The following is a 25,253-nucleotide window of genomic DNA, read 5'->3' as shown; positions in this document are numbered from 1 at the left end:
CGATCACCTCTTCGCGCCCGATGTCTGGAACCGATCGAAGCAGTGAGCTGAAACGTGCTGCGGGTCGCCGAGCCGGATGCGGGTGTCGTGGTGGTGCAGCACGACGGTCCCGTCCGGCTCCCTCGACCTCGACACCGGCCACACCTCGCCGGACGACTCGCCCGGAACCCGCGCGGGGGCATCGAGGTCGAAGCGTTCGGCTTCGACGTCGGCCCGAAGCTGGTCAACAGGGCAACGGCCGCGCGGTTCGTTGCGCACAGGGCAGGACGCCCGCGTCCCTGCTGCCCCGCCGGGCCCGCATGAGAACGCCGACACCAGACCCGGCACCCCTCCTAAGATGGCGATCATGCGTTTCGTCGCCCTTGTCGCCGCAACCACGCTCGCCTGCCTGCTGTTATCCGGCACCTTGTTGTCGGACACAGCACACGCGGCGTCCGCCTTCCCCATCCGGGCCCGAGTTCTGACCGCGAACAAGCTGTACCGTACGGGCGAACTCCAAGCGAGCCAGTGCCCGGAGCGCGAAGTCGGGCCGAAGACCGTCGCCTCCGCCAAGCGGTACCTGACCGCGGTGCTGAACTGTCTCAACCGGTCGTGGGGCGCCCACTTCAAGAGGGCAGGCATGCCCTTCGCCAAGGCCAAGATCGGATTCATCACCAAGCCACGCAAGTACTGCGGGGAGCCCTGGGGCTCCGCCGCAGCCATTTACTGCAAGGCGGAACGGCGTTTTCTCGTTCTTCTGGACGACAACATGCTCGACGACTCCACCGACCTGTTCCTGTTCCAGACGGCCGCCCACGAGTACGGGCACCACGTGCAGAACCTCACCGGGATCAGCCGCAGCTACTACCACTATCCGTACCGGAACAAGAGTGAACTGAACGAGCAGATCCGCCGCAAGGAGTTGCAGGCGGAGTGCCTAGGCGGAGTGTTCACCGGCAGCGTCTGGGACTCCTTGACTCAACGCAGCGAGGAAGACTGGGAGATCTTGCTCCAGATAACGCGCGACAGCGGGGACGAGCAGTATAAGAACCGCGACCACGGCAAGGGCCGCAACATCGCCATCTGGCTCGACAAGGGCTTCCGCGCCAGATCCCCGCAGGCGTGCAACACCTGGACGGTCTCCTCGTCCAAGGTTTCCTGATCGCGGAGAGCCCCTGTCTGTCGCATCGCCTGGCCGGCGCGACGCTCATGGGCGGGCGTTGATCTCCTGGGCAGGGCGACGCCTCAGTGTGGATGGGCCGAAGGGCGAGGGGCGACGACGAGTTTGACCCTGTTCGTCTCGTGACTTCCGAGCGCCTCGTGGACGTACCACGCGTCCGGGACGCTCTCCGGGCGCAGGACATGGGCGGTGTAATCCCATCCGGCTCCGTCACGAGGGAATGGTTCGGGCGGGGCCTGATGGTAGGACTCGACGGTGGCACCTCGCTCCCGGAGCAGGGCCTTGACCTCGGCCACCGTGCGATTGGCCAGGTCTGCTCCTTCCAGGATCTCGCCGCGCGCGGTGGGGTCGCCCGTGAGCTCGTACCGCTCGCCGGGGCGGGCGGGACGGCCGGAGATGAGCTCGAAAGGACTGCGGAGGCTGACGGGAATGCTCACCCCGGCCTGGCACCACGTGCGGCCGCAGTCAGTGCCTTTGATCAGTTTGATGCGGTTGTCGCCGGGTTCGCCGTCGATGGTGAACCCGTCGGCGTGGAAGGTCACTGTCCGCTGGGGAGCGGACACCGAGACGAGCGTGCCGACCAGGCTCGGTGAGGCGGGCTCCATGGTCAGGGTGACGTTCAGGCCGTGCGCGGCGAAGTCCTCACGAAACCGCCGAGGGTCGGCGTCGGGATCCACGATCCGCACATCGATGTAATCGCCGTTCTTGGCGAACGCCAGCGCCTTCGCTGGTCCCACGATGAACGGCCCCACCTCCCTCGGCTGGAGCAGGACCGGCAGAGCGATCGCCATGCCCACCAGAACGACCGTCACGGGAACGAGGGCGAGCCACCGTCGCCGGATCCAGCGTCGCCGTGGCTTGGCCGAGACCGGGGCGGAGTCACCGAGGATGGTTTCCAGCGTTGCCGTCAGATCACCTGGCCGGGCCTGCACGTGCCGGGCTGGATCGTGGGCCTGGAACAGGCGGGTGAGCTGGTCGAGATCGCTGTTCACAGGATGTTCCCCTCATAAGACGGCTTGCGCTCGGCGACGGGTCGTGCGTCCTCGGAGAGCAGGTATCGCAGTCGTTTACGGGCGCGGTGCAGCCTCATCGCGGCCGTCGGCCGGGAACAGCCCACCACCGCCGCCGCCTGACGCAGGTCGAGCCCTTCCCACGACATCAACAGCAGCAACTCACGATCGGCCTCACTCAGTCCACGCAACGCGGCCAGCGCCTCCTGCCGTGCGGCCACGCCGGCGGCATGGTCTTCCCCCGTGTCGGAGAGCATCACGGACCCGTCCCAGAGGAGGGCGTCTCGCCGGTTGTCTCGTCTGATCGCGTTCGAGATGAGGTTCCGGGCGGTCGCGTACAGCCACGGCAACGGCTGGTCGGACGGGAAGCGGTGGTACTTCTCCCAGGCCACCTTGAACGTCTCGGATGCCATGTCCGCAGCCTCCACCGGACCCACGCGTCGCCAGGCGTAGCGCAGCACCGCCTCTTAGTGTTCGTGGAACATACGGGGGAAGCCGGCCTCATCGCTCACGCTCCGTCTCCTCTGTGCTGTTCTGATGCACCGTGCACCATCTACCGGATAGATGTCGCGAGCCGGGTGAGTATCACCGCGTTGAGAGCGCACTGTGGTTCCACTCGTCGGCTGCGCAGTTCGCGGCGGCGCTTCGCGTCATCCTCAGGTACGCGCCCGAGGGAGAGGTGCTTCCAGCCTTCGCAGATCGGTGGCATGCCAAGTGAGCGTCATCGCGCGGGCGGGGATGGCGCGCAGGAAGCTGTGAACAGTCGTGGCAGAGCCGAACTTTCTGGCCGGTCCGACACCGCGGGCACCCGGCGACAGCTCACCAAGGAAGCAGCCGACGCCGCACAGGTTCCCAAGGTCTCCCACGCGCGTTCCAAGTGAGCACCAGCGGTTTCGAAGGAGGCGGACGGAGACTGCCGCTCATGCGTGTTCCTGTCGTACTCCAGCACAGCATGGTCGAATGCGGCGCCGCATGCCTGGCGATGGTCCTCGGCGCGTACGGACACCGCGTCTCGTTGCCCGCGCTGGCGGACGAGATGGGCGTGGGCCGGGACGGTGTCAGCGCGCTCGCGCTGGTGCGCGTCGCCCGGGCGCACGGCCTGGACACCCATGCGCTCTCGGTGCCCGCCGCCCAGGTGCCGGAGCTGCCGTTCCCCGCCATCGTCCACTGGCGGGCCAAGCATTTCGTCGTCGTGGAGCGCATGGCCCGGGACGTGGTGACGATCGTCGATCCGGGCGTCGGGCGGTTCAGGATCGGCAGATCGGAGTTCGCCCGTGACTACAGCGGCGTGGTGCTCACGTTCGCTCCCGGGGCCGGATTCCAGCGCGGGCGCTTCGGGGATCGGCGGCCCTGGTGGGCGCGCTACGTCCGGTTCAGCGTCTTGGACCACCGGGCTCTCGTGGCCGCCTTGGTGCTGCTCAGCCTGCTCCTTCAGGGGCTCGGTCTGGCCCTGCCCGTCGTCACGGAGAACGTGGTCGACCGGGTGCTCGGCCGCGCCGAAGTGGAGCTGCTGCCCCTGCTGGGGGCGGCCGCGGCCGGGGCGGTGCTCGCCCATCTGACGGTGAGCGGGATGCGGGCCTGGGCGCTGGCCGTGCTGCGGTCGCGGTCCGACGCGGTGCTGTTCGACGATCTGGCGCGGCGGCTGCTCGCCCTGCCGTTCCGGTTCTTCGCCCACCGGGGCTCGGCCGACCTGGTCTCGCGGATCAACGCGGCCGGCGTGCTGCGGGAGGTCCTCACGGGCCAGGTGTTGTCGGCCCTGCTCGACGCGCCGCTCGCGGCCGGCTATCTGATCGCGGTCACGGTACGGTCGCCGCTGCTCGGCAGTGTGCTCCTGGGCCTGGCGGCGGCGCAGATCCTGGTGCTGCTCCTCACCAGGCAGCGCCTGCGCGACCTGGCGCACCGCGAGCAGGAGGCCCGCAACGACGCGCAAGGGCTGCTGGTCGAGGCCGTCAGAGGCATCGAGACGATCAAGTCGGCCGGCGCGGAGACCCAGGTCCTGGACCGCTGGGGGAAGCTGCTGACCGTCCAGTCCCAGTGGGTGCGGCGTGGTGCGTCGGCGCAGGGAGCGCAGGACAGCCTGCTCGCGGCGCTGGGGTTCGCCGCGCCGCTGGCTCTGCTGTGGGCCGGTGCGTGGCAGGCGGTTGACGGTGTGCTCACGCCGGGAGCGCTGCTGGGAGTGCAGGCATTGGCCGCCGCCGCCCTGGCCCCGCTGGCCTCGCTGACCAGAAGCCTGCGCGGGCTGCAGACCGCCCGTGCCCAGGCGGACCGGCTGGCCGACATCTGGGAGGCCGAACCGGAACCCCTGGCGCCGCCCCTGCCCGCGACCGGCACGCCGCGGACCCGGATCGAGCTGCGCGGAGTCGGCTTCAGGTACGCGCCCGAGAGCCCCTGGATCGTCCGAGGGGTCAATCTGCGCGTCGCCCCCGGGCAGAAGGTCGCGCTCGTGGGCCGGTCCGGATCCGGCAAGACCACGCTGGCGCGGCTGCTGCTCGGGCTGGTCCCGCCGGTCGAAGGCCGGATCCGGTACGACGGCGCGCCGCTGTCGCGCAGGCCGCGGCCCCGGTTCGGAGTGGTCACGCAGGAGCCGGCGCTGTTCACCGGATCGATCGCGGACAACATCTCGCTGGGCAGCCCCGACGCCGATCCACGAGAGGTGGCGGAGGCGGCAAGGCTGGCCTGCGTCCACGACGACATCCTGGCCATGCCCCTCGGCTACCACACCCTGCTCACCGAGGGCGGGGGCCTGTCCGGTGGCCAGCGCCAGCGCATCGCCCTGGCCAGGGCCATCCTCGCCCGGCCCGAGATCCTCCTGCTGGACGAGGCCACCAGCCATCTCGACGCTCACACCGAGGCGGCGCTGAGCGCCAATCTGGACGCCCTCCCGCAGACCCGGATCGTGATCGCGCACCGCCTGAGCACGATCCGGGACGCCGACCTGATCCTGGTGCTCGACCGGGGCCGGATCGTCGAGGGCGGCACACACGACCAGCTGGTGGCGGCGAGCGGCTTGTACGCGTCGCTCGTCCGTTCGCAACTGTCCGGTAGGCCCCTTCAAGCCGGCACAAGCTGATGCCAAGGGCTGATCGGCAATCTCTTTCCCGGCGAACGACAAGAGAGGAGGACCTTCATGGACATCAAGCCGCGTACCGAACTCCGGGACATCACCCCGATCGGCGCCGAGCTGGACGAGAGCGCGCTCAGCACCCTCAACGGCGGCATGTACGACGACGAGCAGTGCAAGCGCCTGTCGTGGTACGACCCGCCGGGCATCTGCACGCACGACTACTGATCCATCCGCAGGGCTCAGGGCCGCCACTCCGCGTCATCCGCGGGGCGGCGGCCGCGACGCCGCCGACTGTAAGGAGAGTTCCGTGAACGCCAAGCCGCGTACCGAACTCGGGGACATCACCCCGATCGGCGCCGAACTGGACGAGAGTGCGCTCAGCATCCTCAACGGCGGGCAGGACCCCGACTGGGGTGACGTCATGATGTGCTACTTCGACCCGCCCGGCTGGTGCGGGATGGACTGATCTCCGATCACCCCGCGGCCGCCGTCCCTCTGTCCCAGGAGGCGGCGGCCACCCTTCCGACAAGCCCGGTCTCGTCCAAGGAGTTTCCGTGTCCTGCCCGCATGTCCTCGTCCTCACCTGTGACGGCGACGTCCACGCCGACCGCGTCAGGGAGCTGCTGGTCCGGCGCGGCGTGCGCACCACCGTCTTCGACAACGGGGACTATCCCGCGCGGGCGCACGTCGAGCTGGCCTACGACGGCCGGGGGCGCACGCGGCGGCTGCTGCACACCGGGTCGGACACGCTCGACCTGGACTCGGTGACCACCATGTGGTGGCGGCGGCCGCGGCCGCCGGCGGCGCATCCGGCCGTCACCGACCCCGCGGTGGCCGCCTACACCGCCCAGGAGGCCACCGCCGTGCTCTCCGGCCTCTGGGAGTCCCTGCCGTGCCGTCCGGTGCCCGGCCGGGAGTCGGCGCTCACGCGCGCCAGGCACAAGCCGTCCCAGCTCACGCTGGCCGCCGAGCTGGGGTTCGAGATCCCGGAGACGCTGATCACGAGCCGGGCGGACGCCCTTTGGGACTTCCACAACCGGCATGACGGGCACATCATCACCAAGGCCATCGGCCAGCCGTGGGTGGAGGATCTCGCCGGGGGGCACTCGGTGCTTCGCAAGTGCGAGTTCGTCTCGGGCCGCGACCTGGCGTACGCGGAGGGGCTGCGGTTCTGCCCCGTCATCGCGCAGCCGTACGTCCGCAAGCGGATGGAGCTGCGGGTCACGGTGGTCGGGCGGCGGACGTTCACGGCCGAGATCCACTCCCAGGTCAGCAACCGGGCCAGCGTGGACTGGCGAAGCTACGACCTCGGCGCCACCCCGCACGCCGTCCACCCGCTGCCGGACGAGATCGCCGACCGGTGCGTGGCGCTGACCGAACGCCTCGGCCTCGTCTACGGCGCCATCGACCTGATCCTCACGCCGGACGGCCGGTACGTGTTCCTGGAGATCAACCCCAACGGACAGTGGTTGTGGATCGAGGACCTGACCGGCCTGCCGATCAGCCAGGCGCTGTGTGACCTGCTTGCCCAGCCGTGATCCGCGCACGGCCGAACGAAAGGATTTGACGTGAACCTGCTGCCCGACGGGTCACAGAAGCGGGCCGGACTGCCGCCCGGACTGCTCGCCGACGCGCTGGAATGGCTGCGCGGCCTCGACGGCGTGCCGCCGGAGAGCGCCCGCGAACGGCTGACGGCCCTGCGCACCCGCCATCCGGAGACACCGATGCGGCTGCTCTGGCAGAGCGAGGCCGCGACCGGCGACTACCACTACGACCTGCTGTTCCCCATGCCAGGGGCGACCGTGTCGCTGGCCGTGGCGCCGGACCGCGCCATCCCCTGGCCCCTCCGTGGAGGTCAGCGTTCCGGCGGCCATCTCCTGCTGCGCGTCAACGGCGCCGACGTGACCTGGGAGAAGGCCGTCTCGGTGCTCGACGTGCTGTGGGAGGACACCGACCTGGCCCGCAGGCTGGTCAACTCCGCCCTCGTCGAACAGGCTCTGGCCACCCGGAACGCGGCCCCGGACCCGGACCGGCTCCAACAGGCCATGGACGCCTTCCGCCGGGCCCGCGGCCTGCTGACCGCGGAGGCGACGCGGCGCTGGATGGGCGAGCGCGGCCTGACGCACGCCCGTCTGGAGGAGATCGTGACCGGCGAGGCAGCGGTGGCGGAGCTGCGTCGCGAGGTGCTCGACGGGCGCGTGGAGGAGTGCTTCGCCGCCCGTCGCGCGGACTTCGACTGGTTGCGGGTGGTCAGGCTGCGGTACGCCGACGCAGCCCGCGCCGCGACCGCCGCCGCGACGCTGCGGGACGGGAAGGCCGACCCGGTCGCGCTGGCCACGGAGGAGGTGCTGGCGGGGGCGGCCACGTGCCGCATGGAGGCGAACGACAGGAGCTCGCTGATCGGGCTCTTCGGCCCCGAGGCCGAGGAGGCCGCCGCCGGTGACGTGCTCGGGCCCGGGCGGCTCCCGGACGGCGGGCTCTGCGTCGCGCACGTGCTGGCGGTGGAGCCGGCGGTCCTGGACGAGATCCGCCGCGGGCTCATCGAGCGGCACCTGTTCGAGGAGTGGCTGACGGAGCAGCGGCGGACCGCCCACCTGGAGTGGTTCTGGGGCAGCCGGGCCCGCACGGACGCGGCCGACGCCGAGCTACGCGCCTCCTGAGCCCCCGGCGAGGGTGCGATCTCACGACGGCGGGCGCTGGAGCGCGGCCCTCCGGGCCGGCCGCCCAATCTGGTAGAAAGCCGCCCATGACCACCATCCCGCGGCCCAGCTTCATCTCCCTGCTGAGCGCCCTGGCCGTCGGCGCGGTATTCGGCGCCGCCACCTCGCTGGCCAACGCCGCGGCCACTACGACCGTGGATCTGGAGAGCGCCGAGGCCGCCACCCGAGGGTGGTCGATCATGGAGATCGTCAGCATCCTGCTGGACGCCGGCTGGGCGTGGGCCGGACTGGGGGTGCTGGCGGGATGGTGGGCCACCCGTGGCCCAGGAGGTGTCCTCACGGGCCGCCGGCTGGCGCGGGGCGCCGTCGTCGGCGTGGTGGCCTTGCTCGCCGCCACCGCTGCCTACTACCTCGCCGACACGATCGTCCACGACGTCTCATCCGGCTCCTACGTCCATGACACGGTCTACTGGTGGGTGGCGAGCGCCTTGTTCGGTCCGGTACTCGGTGCCATCGGAGCCTGCGCCGGGCATCCGGGAGTGATCGGTGTGCTCGCCCGGCTGACCGTGCCGGTGGGCGCGGCCGTCCAGATGGCCGTGCTGCCACCGGGCAGGAACGATGTGCTCAGGAACATCGGGCAGTGGGTCGTGTGGACGGCGGCCGCTGTGACTGTCGGCCTCGTGTTCGCCTGCTTCCTGCGCGTACGGTGGCGAGCCTCAAGAGCCGAGGCGGCGCGAAACGATCTCCGGTGAGGCGGGCAGCGATCTTCAGTTGGCCCGTATCGGTCTAAGCCTGTCTCAAAGTGTTGATCAATGGCGTGTCGTAGCCAGACACGCAGAGAGGTCTCCGGTACAGGGTTCAACGACCAAGAAGAACTTCATACCTCGGCGACCTCGTGGCCACCTCAGCGGTGACGCGGCGGTTCGACAGTCGTTTGCGCCGTGGCGAAGCCGCGGAGAGGTCCGGCAGGGGGCGGGGGAGGGGGTTGCAGGGGTTCCGGGCGGGGTTGCCGGAACGTTGGGCGGCATGGTTCGGGTGGAGGCAAGGGCCGCGCATGCCGCGGCGGAGGCGATGAGCCCGGCCAGCGCTAACGCTGCCCGAGTGGCCCAGGAAGGTCTGGTCCCCACCTCTCCATTGGACGCCTCCGCTTGGTCCTTCTTGTTGAGCTCTCGGTACTGGCAGGCGTGTTCGGCCACGACTGCTCTGCGCGATGAGGCATCCTCAAACCTAAGGCGTGCCGCCGCCGGACGATCTCGTGGAGCCCCTCCGACGTGGCCGCCATGGTGCCGATCGCCGCCGGCGCTTCAGGTTTTGGCCGGTGCCTTGGTGGAGGGTGCCGGTGGCTGGCAGGCCAGGGGGGTCCGGCAGAGGGCGCGCAGGTCGCTGAAGGCTTGCAGGAGGTGCGCGTCCAGGCTCTGCGAGGGGTCGTCGATCCAGGCCTGGGCCGCTTGGTGGAAGGTGGCCCACCCGATCTGCGCGGCCAGGCGGGCCGACCGGTCGGCGACACCGCGCTGCCGCAGCGCTTCGGCCACGGCTTCGGCGATCGACGCGGCCTTGGCCAGGTCCCGCTCGCGCAGTGCCGGCGTCGCCGCGATGACCTGCAGGCGTGGTTCGGCGAAGGGGCGGTTGTCCTCAAGGAGGTGCTCGACCTTGCGGAAGGCGTAGAGCAGCAGGTCGAGCGGCTGGAGACCGTCGGGTGCCTCCGCCACCGCCTGCACCAGGGACGCGCGCAGGTCTGCTTCGCCGTCGAAGAGCACCTCGCGTTTGTCAGGGAAGTGCCGGAAGAACGTGCGTTCGTTGAGGCCGGCCCGGGCGGCGATCTCGGCCGTGGTGGTCCGGTCGAACCCGCGTTCCCGGTACAGCTCCAGAGCCGCCTGCTGCAGGCGGCGGCGCGCTTCTGCTCCGCTCCGTGGCACGCTCCGCAGGATACCGCATACGCCAGCGACTGACGCTACTTGACGCCAGGCACTGGCGTTACCTACAGTCAGCGGCTGGCGCTACGTAGTGCCAGTAACTGGCGTTAAGTAAGAGGGTCTCATGCATGTCTTCGTCACCGGCGGTTCCGGCCAGACCGGCCCCGCCGTCGTCACCGAACTCATCGCGGCCGGTCACACCGTCACCGCTCTGGCGCGCTCGGACGCCGCGGCCGCCCGGCTGGCCTCGCTCGGGGCCACCCCCCACCGCGGCTCCCTGGACGACCTCGACAGCCTGCGCCGCGGCGCCGAGGCCGCCGACGGAGTCCTGCACATGGCCTACGGCGGCGACTTCTCCGATCTCGACGACATGATGAGGCGCGACCGGACGGCGATCGAGACGCTCGGCCGGCCGCTGGAACACTCGGGCAAGCCCCTCGTCGTCACCTCGGGCACCCTGGTCATGCCCGCCGGCCGGGAGAGCACCGAGCAGGACGAGCCCGACGCCACCGGGATCGCCGCCTTCCGCCTCGCTGGGGAGCGCGCCTGCCTGGACTTCGCCACCCGCGAAGTACGCGCCGCCGTGGTGCGCCTGGCTCCCACCGTTCACGGTCCCGAAGATCATGGTTTCATCCCCATGCTCATCGCCACCGCGCGGAAGACCGGCGTATCCGCCTACGTGGGAGACGGCACCAACCGGTGGCCCGCAGTGCACCGGCTCGACGCGGCGGTCCTGTTCCGCCTGGCGGTGGAGCAGGCGCCCGCGGGCAGCGTGCTGCACGGGGTGGCCGAAAGCGGCGTCACCTTGCGGAGCATCGCCGAGATGATCGCCCGGGGCCTGGGGGTGCCTGCGGTCTCGCTGACACCCGCCGAGGCCGCCACGCACTTCGTCAGCCCGTTCATGGCCGTCGCGTACGGGTTCGACGGGCCTGTCTCCAGTTTCCGCACGCAGGAGCTGCTCGGCTGGTCACCCGTACACCCGACCCTGCTCGAAGACCTGGAGCACGGCGACTACCTGAGGTCCCCGCAACACTGAGGAAATCGCTGCGGCACTGCACCCGCTGGAACGGCGCCCGCGCGGTGTCATGGTCGCGCCACGGAACGGGCCGGCAGGCCAGGGCGTCGAGCCGGGCCTCGCGGCGGGGCCCGTGGACGATCCGGTCCAGGCAGTCGCGGAACAGGTCCTCGACGGTGCGGCCGTCCTGGAAGTACTCGGTCACGCCGGCCATCACCGTGGGGTACGCCGCGGCGTAGGCGGCCATGTCGAAGCCGTCCGGGGCGTCCGCGCCGGGGCGGCCCGCCTGTTCCTCCAGTAGGTACCCGCCTGTTCCTCCAGCACGTAGCCGACGGTGAAGCGCAGCACCGTCAACACGATCAGGCGGGCCCGCCACCGGGGGATGTCCCGCCCGGCCGGCGTGCTGCTCACCAGCTCGGACAGCGCGGCCATCTTGAGGGACGTCTGGGAGGCCGCGATGATCCGGGCTCCGTCGGGGTGGGCCGGCAGAGCCTGGCGCAGCCGTCTTCCCGCGGCGGGAGGCGCGGAAGCCACATCGGCGGGGACGAAGCCCGGCCAAGGCAGGACGCACAGCTGACCAGCGAGCCCCAGGCGATCGGCAGGTCCCCGTGCCCGGCCTGGATCAATGAACTCCGCATCCGCCGCCGTCAACGTGAAGAACCGGATCGACTCCTCACGGCTGATCTCCGGGAACGACCGCAGCCGCGCGAGCTCCTCATCGGTGAACACTCGGGTTGTCAACGCGCCTCACCCGCCCCAGGTCAGCCCCCGAACCAACGCAGCCCGAATCCGGCTGCAGATTTGGATGTTCGGCGGATGCCACGGCCACCCCATGTGTGGTGGCCAGGCGGCCTCCCGTGACGCGGAGAAGATCGAGCTTTCCGTCCTCGGCGCTTCCGGCCGCTGCCGTGTAGGTGACCATGCGCAGGTCGGCGCCGGGAACGATGAGGACGTCGCAGTCGAGCAGGATGTCGCCGACCTGAGGGTGTCGGATGGTCTTCGCGTCGGTCGTATGAGGGGCGCCGGTCGTCTGCGCAGCCCAGTGATGAGCGAAGGCGCCGGAGGTCTCGCGGAGTTCTCGTACGAGACGATCGAGCCGGGCGTCGCCGGGATAGCGGGAGACGGCGTCCTTGAGGTCGGCGACGATCGAGGCCGCGAAGGCGTCCGGCCCGCGTTCCGACCGGACGGGAAGCATCAAGGCGCTCGCGGCGCCGTTGCCGAAGAGCGCACGGGCAAGGTTGCGCTCGGCGGCCGGGAGGGCGGCGGGGTCGCCGTGCAGGGCGCTCCACATGGTGTTCCACCACACCAGGGTCCAGTCCGCGGCGAACACGCCGATCGGGACATCGCCAAGGCGCGAGACGAGCCGTTGGATGCCCGGCGGCACGTGGGTGTCGACGGTTCCGTCCTGCGGCGGCAGCAGTCCGGCGCTGCGGTAGAGCTGGTCGCGCTCGGCGCGGGCGAGCTGAAGGGCGCGCGAGAGCGCCGACCACCTGGGCCGACGGGTTCTTGGCGCGGGCCTGTTCCAGGCGCAGAACGTAGTCGACCGACAGCCCCGCCAGCTGGGCCAGTTCCTCGCGGCGCAGCCCCGGCGCGCGACGGCCGCCCGTCGCCGTGAAGCCGGCGTCAGCCGGGGAGAGGCGGTCACGCCAGGCGCGCAAGAGCGCGCCGAAATGCGAGCGGGAGGCAGCCATGGGCCCATTCTCGCCGCACGGCGACGAACGAGCCTGGGTACTGCCGGTCCTAGTGACGGCCGGTGCACTGGCTGACGGCGACACTTGGGACGAACGTGGACCTGTGCCCGAGGCGGGCGCCACCGGTGCGACAGCGAAGGAACCTGGCATGCAGCACACCATTGTGATGACGGGCGCGAGTCGCGGCATCGGCCGCGTCGCCGCCCGGCACATCCTGCGCCGGTCACCGAAGGCACATCTCCTCGTCGTCGCCCGCCCGTCCTCCGGCGCGCGGCTCGCCGCGGAGCTCTCCTCGGGCGGGCACCCGGTCTCGCACGTCCAGGCGGACCTCGGCTCGCTGGACAGCGTCCGCGCGGCCGCCATCGAGATCCGCGACCGGCTCGACCGCGGTGACCTGCCACCACTGCGCGGCTTCGTGGGGAACGCCGGCATTCAGCACGTCAACGCGCTGACCGAGGGTCCGGAGGGGCTGGAGTCGACCTTCACGGTCAACGTGCTCGCCAACCATCTGTTCATACGCCTGCTCCAGGACCGTTTCGCTGCCCCCGCCCGGATCGTGATCACGTCGAGTGACACCCACTTCGGCGACCTCAGGCACAACCTGGGCATGGTGCCGGGGCCGGTCTGGAGGTCCCCGGACGTTCTGGCCCGTACGGGCGCGTTCGCCAAGCCGCACACCGCGGCCGGCGGGCGCACCGCGTACTCGACGAGCAAGCTGGCCGCGATCTACCTGGTGCACGAGTACCCGCGCCGCCTGCCGTCCGGGATCGACGTCGTGGCCCACAACCCGGGGTTCGTGCCCGGCACCGGCCTGGCCCGCAACGCCGATCCTCTCTCCCGGTTCGCGATGCGGCGCATCATGCCCCTGATGATCCTCACCCCCCTTCGCCACGAGCCCCGACGCCGCCGGCCGCCACCTCGCTGACGTCGTCCTCGGCACGCTACGGGCGCCGACCGGTTCCTACGTCGACCGCAACCGCGTGGTCCGACCGGTTGCCGGGCGCTGGCGGGCAGGCCCGCAAGCGCGAGAGCCAGGCTGGCGGCCGCGATCAGCAGGCGGGTGAGGCGATCGCGCGGACGCGGGGATCGCGCGGCTGGGGACAAGTGCATGGCTCCTCCTTCACGCGCCATCCCGTCCCGGCTTGGTTGCCGAGAGCATGCAGGATGCCGCCGCGGACAAAGGCGAAGGTCACGTCCGTCCGGCGCAGGCGTACGCGGGAGGACCGGGCAACCAGATGGTGCGTGAAAGCGCCCGCCGCACGATGAGGGCATGCCCGCCTTGGGTGGCAGGCGTGATTGGGGTGGGCTTCGGCTGATGTCACCGTCTGGGCTGTCGGCTCGCCCGCCAGCGATGATGCGCCCGAGTCAGGGGCGCGGCAAGGGGGCGGAGGTGGCCTGATGTGGCCAGCGCGATCCGGCTCAGGCGCCCGGGGCGCCGGCACCCCGTGATGCCGGTACTTCGCACCGCCGGGGCAGGCTGTTGGCCGTATCCGGATGGGGCTGGGGCATTGTCACTCCTCATCGCCGGCCCCGTCCGCGTTGTTGGTTCCGCCCCTGTCGCCGTCAACGGCTGTGCAGGCGGACGGACCGCCGGACGAGACCCCGGCTGAAGCTCCGCCACCACCGCGCCGGAAATGCGGCATTCGGCCATAAACTTCCACTCGGCATCCCCGTATGGGACAATAGGGCAGGTCAGGCTGCTTCATCCTTCCCCCTCGAGCAGAACGGTGGAGAGGGACGGCTATGGAGATCAAGCCGAAGGCGGTCGCCATCCCCAAGGAGACCGACCACCTGGAGCAGGGCAGGTACGGCCCTATCTATCCGCGGACCCCGGCGTGTTACGGGTTCACCATCATCGCTGACATCAAGCCTGGCCGGGCGGAGACGATCCGTGACCACGGCCACGTGCTGGCCAGGGCGCTGGAGGATGACCCGCACCTGCTCGCGCCGTTGAAACTGCATTATCTGCGCTGGGTGCTCTTCGATGACGACACCCGCTTCATGTACCAGGGGATCTTCGACACCGACTTCGACAAGTACACCGAGGACGCCGTCGCGCTGTTCAGCAAGGTGGGGGTGAGCACGGTCTTCGAGAACCTCGTGGGGTTCCCCGAGGACTGGAAGAGCAACCCCGAGGCGTTCGTCAGGTACGTGCGCGAGCACCAGTGCCCGAGCTTCATCGAGTACGGCGAGTACCCCTACGTCAGCGCCGACGAGATCAAGAAGGCCCTGCGGGTCAAGAGCGCCCTGTCGGAGATGCTCGACCAGTTGCAGTGACATCGACCAGCGCCTTGCGGAGTTCGACATGAGCCAGTCCATGACCGCGCGAACCTACAACCAGAACCATGTGCCGCGACCGTACACCCCTGGCCGGCGCCGGTTGAGCATCTACGTCGCATGGAGCTATCCCGCCGAGGCCGGCGCGGACGTGACCCGGCTGGACGACCGGTTCTCCACGATGACCGAAGTGCGGCGCGTGCAGTGGCCCGCGTATGAGGATCCGCAGTGGTCGGATCCGCTGCGCTTCCAGCAGGGCATCGCGGGCGGGCTGGAGCTGTTCTTCTGGGGCTGGCTGCCCTTCCAGCAGTTCGTCGAGGACAGGACCGGATTCCAGGTCCCCGTGTACCAGCGCGTCGATCAGGCGGGCTTCCACACCCCGCTGGACGAGCGGGTGCTGGCCGACACCGACACCCTGTTCGTGTGGGGGCTGGACCACATGATCACCGGGCAGGACGCCACGCCCGCGGAGGTCGAGGCGCTGCGTGACTGGCTCACCCGTGAAGGGACCTGCCTGGCCCTGGGGCCGCATCATGACGTCGGCGCGTCGGGCGACATGGCGGTCCGCGACATGGAGTATCACCATCACGGCGACGAGCTGGTGCCCCGCCGGCAACGCTTCGGCAGGTACACCCGATCGCTGATAGAAGGGCTCGGGATACCGGTCGAGAACCGTTACGGCCTGCGTCCCGCCGTGACGGGCGCGGGCAAGAGCGCCCCGCTGTCGATCGCCGGGGACCTGGACACCAAGGGGTGGCTGAGAGGGGTGTCCAGCTTCAACTTCCACATGCACCTGCCCCACTACGCCGTGACCACCGACGACCCGGACGTCATCCATGTGCTGGGCAGGCAGCCGATCGACATGTCCAGGCCGCCGCACCCGTTCACCGAGGCGGGCAACACCGAGTTCAACATGTTCCTGTGGATGCCGCCCGCCGGCGATCGGGCGGGGGACGTCATCTTCGCCGACACCACGATCTTCAGCTCGCTGTTCGGGGTCGACGAGAGCCTGCGCACCTTCTGGAACAACCTCCTGTCGGCGAAGTAGTGCAACGGGAAGGCGGATTCCGGTGAGCGAGCGCACCCACGCCCAGGTCGAGCTCGACCTCGACGACATCCAGCGCGGGGTTCTCAGCCCCAGGCCGACGCCGTACGCGGCGACCTACATCCTGTTCCGCATCGACGACCGCGACCACGGGCGGGAGCTGATGCGGCGCGTGAGCGCCGTGGTGACCTCGGCCGCCGACGCGGTCAGTCCGCTGGGCGAGACCTGGGTCAGCGTCGCGCTCACCTACCACGGTCTCAGGGCGCTCGGCCTTCGGCAGGAGTGGCTGGACACCTTCGCCTGGGAGTTCCGGCAGGGCATGGCGGCACGGGCCGGCGCGCTGGGCGATGTCGGCGAGAGCAGTCCCGAGAACTGGGAGTCCCCGCTCGGCACGTCTGACGTCCACGTGGTCCTGGTGGCGCTCGCACCCGACAGCGCGCAGCTGGAGGCCGCCGTCGATCGCGCCCGAACCGCCTACGACGCGCTTCCCGGTGTGACGGCGATCTGGCGGCAGAACTGCCACGCGCTGCCCACCGAGACCGAACCCTTCGGCTACCGCGACGGCATCAGCCACCCCGCCATCGAGGGCAGCGGCACGGCCGGGTCCAACACGCTGGAGACGCCGCTCAAGGCCGGCGAGTTCGTGCTCGGCCACCCCGACGAGCTCGGCGGCATCCAGACCACTCAGCCCGAGGTGCTGGGACGCAACGGCAGCTACGTGGCCTTCCGCAAGCTCCACCAGCGCGTCGGCGCCTTCCGGCGCTACCTCAGGGACAACGCCACCGGCCCCGAGGACGAGGAACTGCTGGCAGCGAAGATCATGGGCCGCTGGCGCAGCGGCGCGCCCCTGGCCCTCAGCCCGGCGCACGACGATCCCCGCCTCGACGCCGACCCGTACCGCAACAGCTTCCTCTACCAGCAGGACGACCCGGCGGGACTCATCACTCCCCGCGGCAGCCACATCCGCCGCGGCAACCCCCGGGACGCGGAGGTGGCCGGGGTGCCCAGGCTGCACCGGATGATCAGGCGAGGCACCGTGTACGGCCCGCCGCTGCCCGAGGGCGTGCTGGAGGACGACGGTGCTGACCGGGGGTTGATGTTCGCCTTCGTCGGGGCCCATCTGGGGCGGCAGTTCGAGTTCGTCCAGTCCGAATGGATGAACGACGGCGTCTTCTTCGGCGCGGGGGACGCGAAGGACCCCGTCGTCGGCTCCGCCGACGGCTCCGGGGATTTCACCATCCCCCAGCGTCCCGTACGGCGGCGCCTGTGCTCGCTGCCGCGTTTCGTCGTCACGCGCGGTGGCGAATACTGCTTCATGCCCGGATTGACCGCGCTGCGCTGGCTCGGCGACCTCTCAGACTGACCGGACCGACGCCAGGAGCCGACATGAACGCGCTGCACCTGCTGTTCAACGCCATCACGATCGTCTTCATCGCGGCCACCATGTTCGCCGCCGGACTCGGGACGACGCTGCCGGCCCTGCGCGCCGTCCTGACGAACGTCGTGCTGCTCGTGCTCGTGCTCCTGACCAACCTGGTGGTCGTCCCGCTCCTCGGCTGGGGCGTAGCCGCGCTGTTCGGCCTGCCGGCGGCGGCCTCCGTCGCGCTGCTCCTGATCGCGTCCTCACCCGGCGGGCCGTTCGGCGCGAAACTCGGCATGGTGCAAAACGGCGACGTGGTCGCGGGCGCGGCCATGCAGGTGCTGCTGGCCGCCATCGGCAGCATCACCTTCGGGCCGACCGCGAACGTCCTGCTCAAGGCGGCGGCTGCGGGCGGCGGAGTCGCGCTCGACGTCCCGACGTTGATGCTGACCGTGGCGGTGCTCCAGCTCGTGCCGTTCGCCGTCGGGCTGATCGTCCGCCACTACGCGCCGTCCACAGCGCTGTCCTGGCATCCGGTGGCCGCCGGGACGTCGAACGTGACCTTCCTCATCGTGCTGGTGGGCATGCTCGCCGGCAACTGGCGCGATGTCGTCGCGCTGATCGGCTCACTGAGCCTGCTGGCCGGCTTCGTCTTCTCCGCCGTCGCCTTCGCGCTGGGCGCGGCCCTCGCCACCGGCGCACGGGCACACCGCACCACCATGGGCTCGGTCGCGGCGGTGCGCAACGCGGGACCGGCACTCGCCGCCGCGGGTCTCGCCTTCGGCAACGAGCCGGCCATCCTCGGAGCGCTGGCCGCCGTACTGCTGAGCGGCCTGGCCGCAGCCGTACCCATCGCGGCGGTCCTGAGCCGGCGCCGCGCCGCGCACCTGCGTGAAGACGTGTAGCCAGGCAGAACCGTGAGGAGGCCGTACGTGTTCATTGAGCCGACGGTCCGTGACGCGTATCGGAGGAACCCGGTCAGGGGTGGGTGCGGGGCCGCCGCAGCACTGTGGCCACCAGGAGTGCGCCCGCCGCTGCCAGTGCCGCGCAGACGACGGCCGCGATACGGGTCTCGTGTGCGAAGGCGGCGAAGGCGCTGTCGCGCACGGCCGCCGCGATCGAGAGCGGGAGATCCGCAGCGAGGGCGACGGCTCCGCCCAGGGTGGCAGCTGCCGCCTCCAGTTGTTGCGGGTCGAGTGAGCCGGGGGCGGTCGCCGTGATGTCGGCCCGGTAGAGGGCGGCGCCGATGCTGCCGAGGATCGCGATGCCGAGGGCCCCGCCGAACTCGGCGGAGGTTTCGGCCATCGCCGAGGCGGCTCCGGCCCGTTCGGGCGGAGCGGCGGAGACGATCACCTCGGTGACGAGGGCGGAGACGGCGGCGATGCCGATCGAGACGATCCCCATGCCTGTGACGATGTGCAGGGAGCCGCTGTGTGCGCCGGTGAAGGCGAGCTGGATGAACCCTGCGACGGCGATGGTCAGTCCGGCGGTGATCACCCGGTCTTTTCCGAGGCGTGGAGCGGCCATGGTGGCAAGTGCGATGCCGACCGGCATGACGAGGAAGGTGGGCAGTGTCCACAGGGCTGCCGTGAACGGCTCCATGCCGAGGACCAGTTGCAGGAACTGCCAGCTGAACAGGGAGAAGCCGACCATGCCGAAGGTGGCGAGTGCGTCGATGCCGAGAGCCACGCTGAAGCGGCGCTCGCGGAAGAGCCCCAGGTCGAGCATCGGGTGGGGACTCCGGCGCTGGTGGCGCATGAAGACGTAACCGAAGGCGAGCCCGGCGGCCAGGGACAGCAGTGCCGGAGCGCCGAAGCCGTGTTCCGCACCCGACTTGATGCCGTAGATCACGCCCAGGACCGCAAGGAGGGAGAGGATGGCGCCGGCGAGGTCGAAGCGGCCGGGAGCGGGGACGCGGAACTCGGGCAGCAGAAGCGGGCCGAGGGCGAGCAGCAGTGCCATCACGGGGGTGTTCACCAGGAATACCGAGCCCCACCAGAAGTGCTCCAGGAGAAGGCCGCCGATGATCGGGCCGAGTACCGCGCCGCCGGCGAAGCCGGCCGTCCACACGCCGACGGCGGTGGTGCGCTGCTCCTCATCGTTGAACATGGCGCGGATCAGGGAGAGGGTGGACGGGGCCAGCGTGGCACCCGCGACGCCGAGCAGCATCCGGGCGACGATGAGCGTCTGCGGGGTGGTGGAGAACGCGGCGAGGGCGGAGGCGAGACCGAATGCCACTGCTCCGCCGAGCAGGACGCGGCGGCGGCCGAAGCGGTCACCGAGGGTGCCCATGGTGATCAGCAGGCCGGCCAGCATGAAGCCGTAGCCGTCCATGATCCAGAGCAGTTCGGAGCTGCTCGGCCGGAGGTCGGCGGTCAGGGTCGGAAGCGTGGTGAACATGATGGACATGTCCATCGACACGAGCACGCAGGGCAGGACGAGGACGGCCAGGCCCGCCCACTGTCTGCGTCCGGCCCGCGCGGGCACGCGGTCCCTCACTGTCCCGTTCATCAGTTCTGCCTCGTTCTCTCTGCTCATGGATCTGTGCGTCGGCCGTGATTCACCGCACGCGAAGGGCTCACTCCCAACCAGTGAGTACAGCATACGCATGAGTGTGGAAAATCAAAAACGGCTTTAAAGTGCCGAGACAGGAACTATGAATCCCGTTGCGCTAGAATTTCGTCACGGTCCGACGGTGTGACGAAAAGGGAGGTCGGGATGGCGGCGGAAGGAGGCGGCGGCAGCGGCACCGAGGGCGGTGCGCGGTGCGCTTGCTGCGGCACGTCGTTCGAACACGCGGGGCGGGGACGTCCGCGCCAGTACTGCTCACGTGCCTGCCAGGCCCGCGCGTACCGGGCCCGCCGCGCGGGACACGATGAACCGGACGGGCCGGACGCTGGCCCGCCCCCTCATACCGAGTCCCCCCTCTCCGTGGACCGGATCGTGAGCGCCGGGATCGAGATCGCGGACACCGAGGGGCTGGACGCGCTGTCAATGCGCCGGGTGGCAGAGGCTCTGGGGGCAGCGACCATGTCCCTCTACCGGCACGTCCCGTCCAAGGACGAACTGCTCGCACGCATGGTGGAGGCCGCACAGAACGAGGCGCCTCCGCCGCAGACCCCGGCGGACGGCTGGCGGGAAGGGCTGAGGCGGGCAGCCCGGCGCGACTGGGAGCTCTACCTCCGCCACCCCTGGATCCTGCCGCAGGTCATGATCTCCACCCATGGGCGGCTCGGTCGGGCAGTGGCCGCCGAAAGCGAGAGCGCGCTCGCCTCCTTCGACGGACTCGGCCTGGAACCGGCGGAAGCTTTCCGCCACATGTTCACCTTCGCCTCCTACGTACAGGGTGTGGCACTCACTCTGGTCGCGGGTAAAGCCCCCACCGGGCCCGCCACATCCCTTGGCCCTCCGGACGACTTCTCCGACTTCCCCCGCCTCGCCCGGGCCATGGCCGCAGGTACCCAGCCCTGGGATCTGGAGGCCCAGTTCACCGCGGGCCTGGAAACCGTCCTGGACGGCATTGCCGCCGCCCTGGCGCGCAGAGGCGGGCACGGCGATTCCTGACCGGCTTCTGCCATGACGCCGAGCGGGCCGGCGCCGGTCACCGGCTCAGCGTTTAACCGCCGTACTGGTGTTCCACATGGCCAGAGTCACGAGAACCGCGTCACGCTCTTCCCGGCACCACAGCCGGACCATGGTCGATCTCAGCGCCAACGGCTGTACCGGTGTTCCCCAAAGCCGACCATCTTGCCGTACGCGCTTCCGTCTCCTGAGAGACCGGAGCTCGCGTACTTGGCGTGCGAGTAGGAGCGGTACGGCGAACCGGGGTTACTGTCACATCTGTTGACGGGGGCCAGACCAAGTACGAGAGAAAGGGGCAGTGCCCCCTCCCACCTCGGAGAAGTTGCTGATCAGTGAGTACGGCGACGCGGTGCCAGGGCCTCGGTGACCTTGGCGATGGCTTCAGCGCCGGGTTTGACGTAGCGCATGGCGGTGCGGGGGTTCTTGTGCCGGGTCTTGCCCATGATGAGCTGCAGCGGGATCTCGGCGTCGCCGAGGTGGGTGGCCGCGGAGTGGCGCAGTTGGTGCAGGTCGAGGCCGGCGTACTTCTCTAGCAGGACGCGGGCGCGGTCGTAGCCGAGGCGGGCGCGGCCGGTGTGCGGGCAGATGTCGGCGGCTTCAGGGCGGCGGGCCGGGACGGGGCGACGTTCGGACAGGAACAGCGGGCCGTGGGTGCGAGTGCTGCCGTCCGGGAGCCGGAGCAGGCGGGGCAGCAGGTGGGCGGTGCCGCGCTCCCAGTACACCCACTCGATCGCGCCGCCCTTGGACCGGACCGGCGCCCGCCGATGCTCCAGGTCGAGGTCCTCGACGTTCAGCGCCAGGATCTCCGCCGCTCTGGCAGCTGTTTCGTAGAGCATGCGCCACAGCGTTCGCTCCCGAAGCGGGATGTCCCGGCGGGACAGCAGCCGGTGGATGGTGGTCTTGGCGACGGCGCGGGTCTCATCCGCGGTTTCCTTGCGGCGTTCGGCGTCGGCCGGCACTGACGGGGCGGCCCAGTGCTTCTTGGCCTGACACCAGGTCAGCCAGGAGGTGACGGCGGCGCGGTTGCGGTTCCAGGTCGCCGGCGCGCGTCCGCCCCACAGCTCGACGAGCGCCTGGCCGACTTCGGCGTCGGTGACGTCGGCGAGCGGCCGGTCGCGGCCGAGCAGGGCGATGGTGCGGTCGAGCTGTGATCGCTTATGTACGTGATAATAGACAAGCATCACGTACATGAGCGATCTGGACTGGATAGCGACGTTCGGTGTGCCCGTGCTGCTGGCTACGTTCCTGCTCTGGCTGTGCCGGCTCGTTTGCTGTCTCGGATGACCGGGGCGCTTTCGATGTGCCGAACTCCCGGCAGGCTGCCGATGCCGCCCTCGAGGTAGCCGTAGAGCGCATCGGCGTCGCGGCAGGCGACGAACATCAGCAGGTTGGTCGGGCCGGTGGTGGCGGCGGCAAAAGCGACCTCAGGATGCGCGGCCACCGCCTGGGCCGTGCGGCGCAGGGCGGAGGGCTCGACGGTCAGCCAGAGGATCGCGACCATCTCGAAGCCCAGGAGCAGAGGGTCGATGTCCACGTCGAAGAACAGCACGCCGCAGTCGCGCAGGTGGCCCAGCCTGCGCTGGGCTGTTGCCGGAGACCATCCGGTGGCACGGGCGAGCTCCGGATATCCGGCGCGACCGTCCCGAGCCAGGACCCCCAGCAGATGCTCATCGCCTTCGTCCAAGACGACCCGCTCCTGCTGAGCCCCTGGTGCGTGCTGCGGGGCGAGCGTGGCGATCTGCTCGCACGTGAGCGAGTCGGCTCTGCCGTGCCAGCCGGTGGGGCCGCCAGCGAAGACCCGCAGCAGGCAGTGCGCCGTCACCCCGACCACCCGCGGTGTGCGGGGCAACTGGCCCAGCAGCAGCGCATCGCGCTCACGGAAGCTGCGTACCCGCACCACGCAGACGATCTGGGTGCCGCCGGAGGTGAGGCTGACCCATGAGGTGTCCGCTCGGCGGGCCAGCGCCTCGGCGATGGGGACGGCCGCGTCAGGTACGACCTGGATTCGGACGAACCACTCCGCCCAGCCCAGCCGTCGCGCCTGGACCTGACCGATCACCTTCAGCAGCCCTGCGGAGCGGAGCCGGTGGTAGCGGCGTGCCACTGTCTGGTCGGACACCTTCAGCACCGACGCGATACGGCTGAAGGGGGCGCGGCCGTCCACGTGCAGGGCGTGGACGATGGCGCGATCGAGCTTGTCCAGGACAGGGGCGATCACCGTGGTCAGGTCAGCGTGATGTGCTCGACGTGAGGGAAGGCGGGCCAGCCGGGCGAGCCGTCGTGGACGAAAGCCGTCCAGGCGTCTTGCACGTGCGCCACGAGCTGCTCAAGCTGCGCAGGTTCGGCGCCGGCCAGCATCGGGGAGGCATGCCAGGCGGGCAGATTGCCGAAGACGAACGGCAGTTCGATGCAGTGGCAGGCACCGAACGGGCTGCCTGGCGGTGACCAGTCGAACTGGTAGAGGTGGGCCGAGCGGGCTCGCCCGGCCAGGCGCAGGCTGCCGTCGCGGAACAGCCGCGCGGTGAGCTCGGCCTCAGCTTGAGGGAAGAAGGCCCGAGCCTCGTCCTGGGTGGTGCCGATCAGCATGGGCACCCCCTCCTGGGGACCGGCGAGCAGGTCGGCCGGCACGCCGTCGGCGGCGATCAGTTGGAAGGGCGGCGTCACCCCCGTGGGCTGCGCGATGCGGCGGGCGATCTGCTCCTGGCCGGCGAGCAGGTCGGCGAGCGGTAGGGTGCGCAGCCGTTCGGCGTCACCCGGGCGCAGATTGAGGACGTCCAGGAAAATCTGCCCGATCTTGGCGGCCTCGCCGATGCTGTACGGCCGTACGCCGGCCGGTGTGCTTTGCAGGATGACTTGCCGGAACAGGTCACGGCCCGCGGAATGACCGGGCAGGGCCAGCGCGGACAGCGCTCCGGCGGACTGGCCGGCCAGCGTGATGCGAGCCGGGTCACCGCCGAACGCCGAAATGTTCTCCCTCACCCAGCGCAGGGCGGCGATCTGGTCGAGCAGCCCGAGGTTGGCCGGGGCGAACTGCGGCGTCAGGTACAGGTAGCCCAGGACTCCCAGCCGGTAGGTGACGGTGACGACCACCATCCGGCCGCGTTCGGCCAGCAGCGCGCCGTCGTACCAGGCTTGGGCGCCGGAACCGGTCAGGAAGCCGCCACCGTGCAGCCACACCAGGACCGGCAACCCTCTGCCGCCCGGTGCCCACGCATTGAGTGACAGGCAGTCCTCACCCTGGCGAAGATCGCTGCCGGGGCCGAGGGCGCCTTCGAGCCGGGACGTGCGCGGCTGCGGGGCCGCCAGGCCCGGTTGGACGGCATCCAGCACGCCGTTCCACCGCGTCGGCCGCGGCGCGGCGAACCGCTCGGCGCGAGCATAGGGAATGCCGAGGAAAGCGGTGACCGCGCCGCCCGCGGGGACGCCGCGCAGCGTCCCGGCGGGTGCGTGGATCAGGTCACTCACCGGTCACATCTCCAGGAAGGCAAGCGCGGCGCCGCGGGCCTGGGCGGCACCGACGAAGAACCCGCCGGGCATGTCCCTTGTGGTGAACCCGTTGCCCTCCACCAGGTCGCGGGCCGCCCGCACGTCACGTACCGACACGGCTTGCCCGGCCATGTACGGCAATGCGGGCACCGGCTCGCCGGGCATCATCGCGCGGAAGGCGGACACCGCGACGACCTCCACCCGGCCCAGCGGCAGCGGCAGCACGTGCACTGGTCCCTCGGTCACCGGTTCGGTGTCCAGGATGAGGGCGTAGCGGGCGACGGTGGACTCCAGGTCGGCCTCGTCCACCACGAGCAGCACGCTGTACAGGCCGGTGGCGCCGTTAGCGTGCTCCAGGTAGCGCGGCTGGTGGATCAGTTCAGGGGTCAGGTGGTACGCGGCGTGGATCAGCCCTTCGGGTGTGAGCGCCCGGTCGAGGTGGACCGCCTGAAAGCGGGCGCTCTCCACACCGTCAGGGGTGTCCACATCCCGCTGCAGCGGCAGCACACCGGAGGAGGACAAGCCGACCGCTCGCAGGCGCTTTTCGGCGGTTTCGATGTCCGTGCAGCCGAAGGAGTACCCGTGCAGGCCCTCGTACTGGGCGATGAGCGGGCGGATGTTCCAGGGGTCGACCGAGCCGTCCCCGTACAGGCCGAGCAATTCCAGGTAGGTCCGGCCGAACAGGGCGCACCGGTTGCCGGCACCCATCGGCCTTCGCTCGCCGCCGGGGCGGTCGGAGCCCATGTGCAGGGACAGCGGGCTGAGCGTGAAGCCCAGCGCCTCGTAGGCCGCCGCGGTGGCGTCCATGTCGGTGGTGTAGAGGACGGAGTGGTCGATCCGGTCGATGTCACGAGCAATCATGGGCGACAGGCTGCCGCCCGGCGGCCACCGACTCCAGCCAACGGGGTGGGATCGACGTCTTTCGACATTCAAGGTCCTATCGTGATGGAATCCCACGCGCCAGCGCCAACCGCCGCTTCACGGGAGCAGC

At 70.3% G+C, this 25,253-nt stretch carries 25 protein-coding genes and 1 pseudogene; 14 read left to right on the top strand and 12 right to left on the bottom strand.

Features of this window, described 5'->3' with window-relative positions:
- Positions 1–3: 3 nt before the first annotated feature.
- Positions 4–258 carry a hypothetical protein gene (locus tag ACIBQ6_RS13615; protein ID WP_397212045.1) on the bottom strand — a complete coding sequence of 85 codons (255 nt, stop codon included), beginning with the start codon at positions 256–258 and terminating at the stop codon, positions 4–6.
- An 88-nt stretch (positions 259–346) separates the two neighbouring features.
- Here ACIBQ6_RS13615 and ACIBQ6_RS13610 point away from each other — a divergent pair, with 88 nt between their 5' ends.
- Positions 347–1,141 carry a neutral zinc metallopeptidase gene (locus ACIBQ6_RS13610; protein WP_397212043.1) on the top strand — a complete coding sequence of 265 codons (795 nt, stop codon included), beginning with the start codon at positions 347–349 and terminating at the stop codon, positions 1,139–1,141.
- An 83-nt stretch (positions 1,142–1,224) separates the two neighbouring features.
- Here the strand turns inward: ACIBQ6_RS13610 and ACIBQ6_RS13605 are convergent, their stop codons facing one another.
- A complete protein-coding gene (locus ACIBQ6_RS13605) occupies positions 1,225–2,151 on the bottom strand; it encodes a hypothetical protein (protein WP_397212041.1) in 927 nt (308 codons plus the stop codon).
- Positions 2,148–2,630 carry an RNA polymerase sigma factor gene (locus ACIBQ6_RS13600; protein WP_397212039.1) on the bottom strand — a complete coding sequence of 161 codons (483 nt, stop codon included), beginning with the start codon at positions 2,628–2,630 and terminating at the stop codon, positions 2,148–2,150. The genes ACIBQ6_RS13605 and ACIBQ6_RS13600 overlap by 4 nt, the downstream gene beginning before the upstream one ends.
- A 461-nt stretch (positions 2,631–3,091) precedes the next feature.
- On the opposite strand from ACIBQ6_RS13600, the gene ACIBQ6_RS13595 reads away from it, so the two are divergent.
- The 6 genes from ACIBQ6_RS13595 (at position 3,092) to ACIBQ6_RS13570 (ending at position 8,645) form a co-directional block, all read left to right on the top strand.
- Positions 3,092–5,239, top strand: coding sequence for a peptidase domain-containing ABC transporter (locus ACIBQ6_RS13595; RefSeq protein WP_397212037.1), 2,148 nt, complete (start codon positions 3,092–3,094; stop codon positions 5,237–5,239).
- Positions 5,240–5,296: 57 nt separating this feature from the next.
- Positions 5,297–5,458 carry a hypothetical protein gene (locus tag ACIBQ6_RS13590; RefSeq protein WP_397212035.1) on the top strand — a complete coding sequence of 54 codons (162 nt, stop codon included), beginning with the start codon at positions 5,297–5,299 and terminating at the stop codon, positions 5,456–5,458.
- Positions 5,459–5,540: 82 nt separating this feature from the next.
- Positions 5,541–5,699: a hypothetical protein gene (locus ACIBQ6_RS13585; RefSeq protein ID WP_397212033.1), complete on the top strand. Its 159-nt coding sequence runs from the start codon at positions 5,541–5,543 to the stop codon at positions 5,697–5,699.
- Between the two features lie 88 nt (positions 5,700–5,787).
- Entirely contained in the window at positions 5,788–6,771 is a 984-nt protein-coding gene (locus tag ACIBQ6_RS13580; protein ID WP_397212031.1) for an MvdC/MvdD family ATP grasp protein, read from the top strand.
- A 30-nt stretch (positions 6,772–6,801) separates the two neighbouring features.
- The gene (locus tag ACIBQ6_RS13575; protein ID WP_397212029.1) at positions 6,802–7,893 is read left to right on the top strand and encodes a TIGR04500 family putative peptide maturation system protein; all 1,092 of its coding nucleotides are present in this window, start codon (positions 6,802–6,804) and stop codon (positions 7,891–7,893) included.
- Positions 7,894–7,979: 86 nt separating this feature from the next.
- Entirely contained in the window at positions 7,980–8,645 is a 666-nt protein-coding gene (locus tag ACIBQ6_RS13570; protein WP_397212027.1) for a hypothetical protein, read from the top strand.
- Positions 8,646–9,197: 552 nt separating this feature from the next.
- Here the strand turns inward: ACIBQ6_RS13570 and ACIBQ6_RS13565 are convergent.
- Positions 9,198–9,809, bottom strand: coding sequence for a TetR family transcriptional regulator (locus tag ACIBQ6_RS13565; RefSeq protein WP_397212025.1), 612 nt, complete (start codon positions 9,807–9,809; stop codon positions 9,198–9,200).
- A 121-nt stretch (positions 9,810–9,930) separates the two neighbouring features.
- Here ACIBQ6_RS13565 and ACIBQ6_RS13560 point away from each other — a divergent pair, with 121 nt between their 5' ends.
- Positions 9,931–10,842, top strand: a complete 912-nt coding sequence (locus ACIBQ6_RS13560; protein ID WP_397212023.1) for an SDR family oxidoreductase — start codon at positions 9,931–9,933, stop codon at positions 10,840–10,842.
- Between the two features lie 192 nt (positions 10,843–11,034).
- Here ACIBQ6_RS13560 and ACIBQ6_RS13555 read toward each other — a convergent pair whose 3' ends face one another.
- From ACIBQ6_RS13555 to ACIBQ6_RS13545, 3 genes and pseudogenes are all read right to left on the bottom strand, one after another.
- Positions 11,035–11,550 (bottom strand): DUF4158 domain-containing protein, encoded by a 516-nt coding sequence (locus ACIBQ6_RS13555; protein WP_397212021.1) that lies wholly within the window; start codon positions 11,548–11,550, stop codon positions 11,035–11,037.
- Positions 11,537–12,205, bottom strand: a complete 669-nt coding sequence (locus ACIBQ6_RS13550; RefSeq protein WP_397212019.1) for a hypothetical protein — start codon at positions 12,203–12,205, stop codon at positions 11,537–11,539. Before ACIBQ6_RS13550 ends, ACIBQ6_RS13555 begins: the two co-directional genes overlap by 14 nt.
- Positions 12,206–12,269: 64 nt before the next feature.
- A pseudogene (locus tag ACIBQ6_RS13545) lies at positions 12,270–12,512 on the bottom strand (helix-turn-helix domain-containing protein); the annotation flags it as partial.
- A 148-nt stretch (positions 12,513–12,660) separates the two neighbouring features.
- Here ACIBQ6_RS13545 and ACIBQ6_RS13540 point away from each other — a divergent pair.
- The 5 genes from ACIBQ6_RS13540 (at position 12,661) to ACIBQ6_RS13520 (ending at position 18,099) form a co-directional block, all read left to right on the top strand.
- Complete coding sequence (locus ACIBQ6_RS13540) at positions 12,661–13,437, top strand: SDR family NAD(P)-dependent oxidoreductase (RefSeq protein WP_397212017.1); 777 nt, start codon at positions 12,661–12,663, stop codon at positions 13,435–13,437.
- 818 nt (positions 13,438–14,255) lie between these two features.
- Positions 14,256–14,789 (top strand): hypothetical protein, encoded by a 534-nt coding sequence (locus ACIBQ6_RS13535; RefSeq protein ID WP_397212015.1) that lies wholly within the window; start codon positions 14,256–14,258, stop codon positions 14,787–14,789.
- A 40-nt stretch (positions 14,790–14,829) separates the two neighbouring features.
- On the top strand, positions 14,830–15,837 hold the full coding sequence (locus tag ACIBQ6_RS13530) for a hypothetical protein (protein WP_397212013.1): 1,008 nt from the start codon (positions 14,830–14,832) through the stop codon (positions 15,835–15,837).
- Between the two features lie 22 nt (positions 15,838–15,859).
- Positions 15,860–17,197 (top strand): Dyp-type peroxidase, encoded by a 1,338-nt coding sequence (locus tag ACIBQ6_RS13525; protein WP_397212011.1) that lies wholly within the window; start codon positions 15,860–15,862, stop codon positions 17,195–17,197.
- Positions 17,198–17,220: 23 nt separating this feature from the next.
- A complete protein-coding gene (locus tag ACIBQ6_RS13520) occupies positions 17,221–18,099 on the top strand; it encodes a bile acid:sodium symporter (protein WP_397212009.1) in 879 nt (292 codons plus the stop codon).
- A 73-nt stretch (positions 18,100–18,172) separates the two neighbouring features.
- Here ACIBQ6_RS13520 and ACIBQ6_RS13515 read toward each other — a convergent pair whose 3' ends face one another.
- Positions 18,173–19,705, bottom strand: coding sequence for an MFS transporter (locus ACIBQ6_RS13515; RefSeq protein ID WP_397212007.1), 1,533 nt, complete (start codon positions 19,703–19,705; stop codon positions 18,173–18,175).
- 432 nt (positions 19,706–20,137) lie between these two features.
- Between ACIBQ6_RS13515 and ACIBQ6_RS13510 the strand changes: the two genes are divergently transcribed.
- On the top strand, positions 20,138–20,758 hold the full coding sequence (locus tag ACIBQ6_RS13510; protein ID WP_397212005.1) for a TetR/AcrR family transcriptional regulator: 621 nt from the start codon (positions 20,138–20,140) through the stop codon (positions 20,756–20,758).
- A gap of 347 nt (positions 20,759–21,105) precedes the next feature.
- Here ACIBQ6_RS13510 and ACIBQ6_RS13505 read toward each other — a convergent pair whose 3' ends face one another.
- The 4 genes from ACIBQ6_RS13505 to ACIBQ6_RS13490 are packed head-to-tail and all read right to left on the bottom strand — an operon-like array spanning position 21,106 to position 25,123.
- Positions 21,106–21,957 carry a tyrosine-type recombinase/integrase gene (locus ACIBQ6_RS13505; RefSeq protein WP_397212003.1) on the bottom strand — a complete coding sequence of 284 codons (852 nt, stop codon included), beginning with the start codon at positions 21,955–21,957 and terminating at the stop codon, positions 21,106–21,108.
- 56 nt (positions 21,958–22,013) lie between these two features.
- Positions 22,014–22,994 (bottom strand): Lrp/AsnC family transcriptional regulator, encoded by a 981-nt coding sequence (locus ACIBQ6_RS13500; RefSeq protein WP_397212001.1) that lies wholly within the window; start codon positions 22,992–22,994, stop codon positions 22,014–22,016.
- Between the two features lie 5 nt (positions 22,995–22,999).
- Complete coding sequence (locus ACIBQ6_RS13495) at positions 23,000–24,241, bottom strand: carboxylesterase/lipase family protein (protein ID WP_397211999.1); 1,242 nt, start codon at positions 24,239–24,241, stop codon at positions 23,000–23,002.
- 3 nt (positions 24,242–24,244) lie between these two features.
- Positions 24,245–25,123, bottom strand: a complete 879-nt coding sequence (locus tag ACIBQ6_RS13490; RefSeq protein ID WP_397211997.1) for a VOC family protein — start codon at positions 25,121–25,123, stop codon at positions 24,245–24,247.
- Positions 25,124–25,253 lie beyond the last annotated feature (130 nt).

Origin of the sequence: Nonomuraea sp. NPDC049655 (genome assembly GCF_044465465.1) — a bacterium.
Taxonomy (GTDB): Bacteria; Actinomycetota; Actinomycetes; order Streptosporangiales; family Streptosporangiaceae; genus Nonomuraea.
This window is presented reverse-complemented; position numbering and strand designations above follow the sequence as displayed.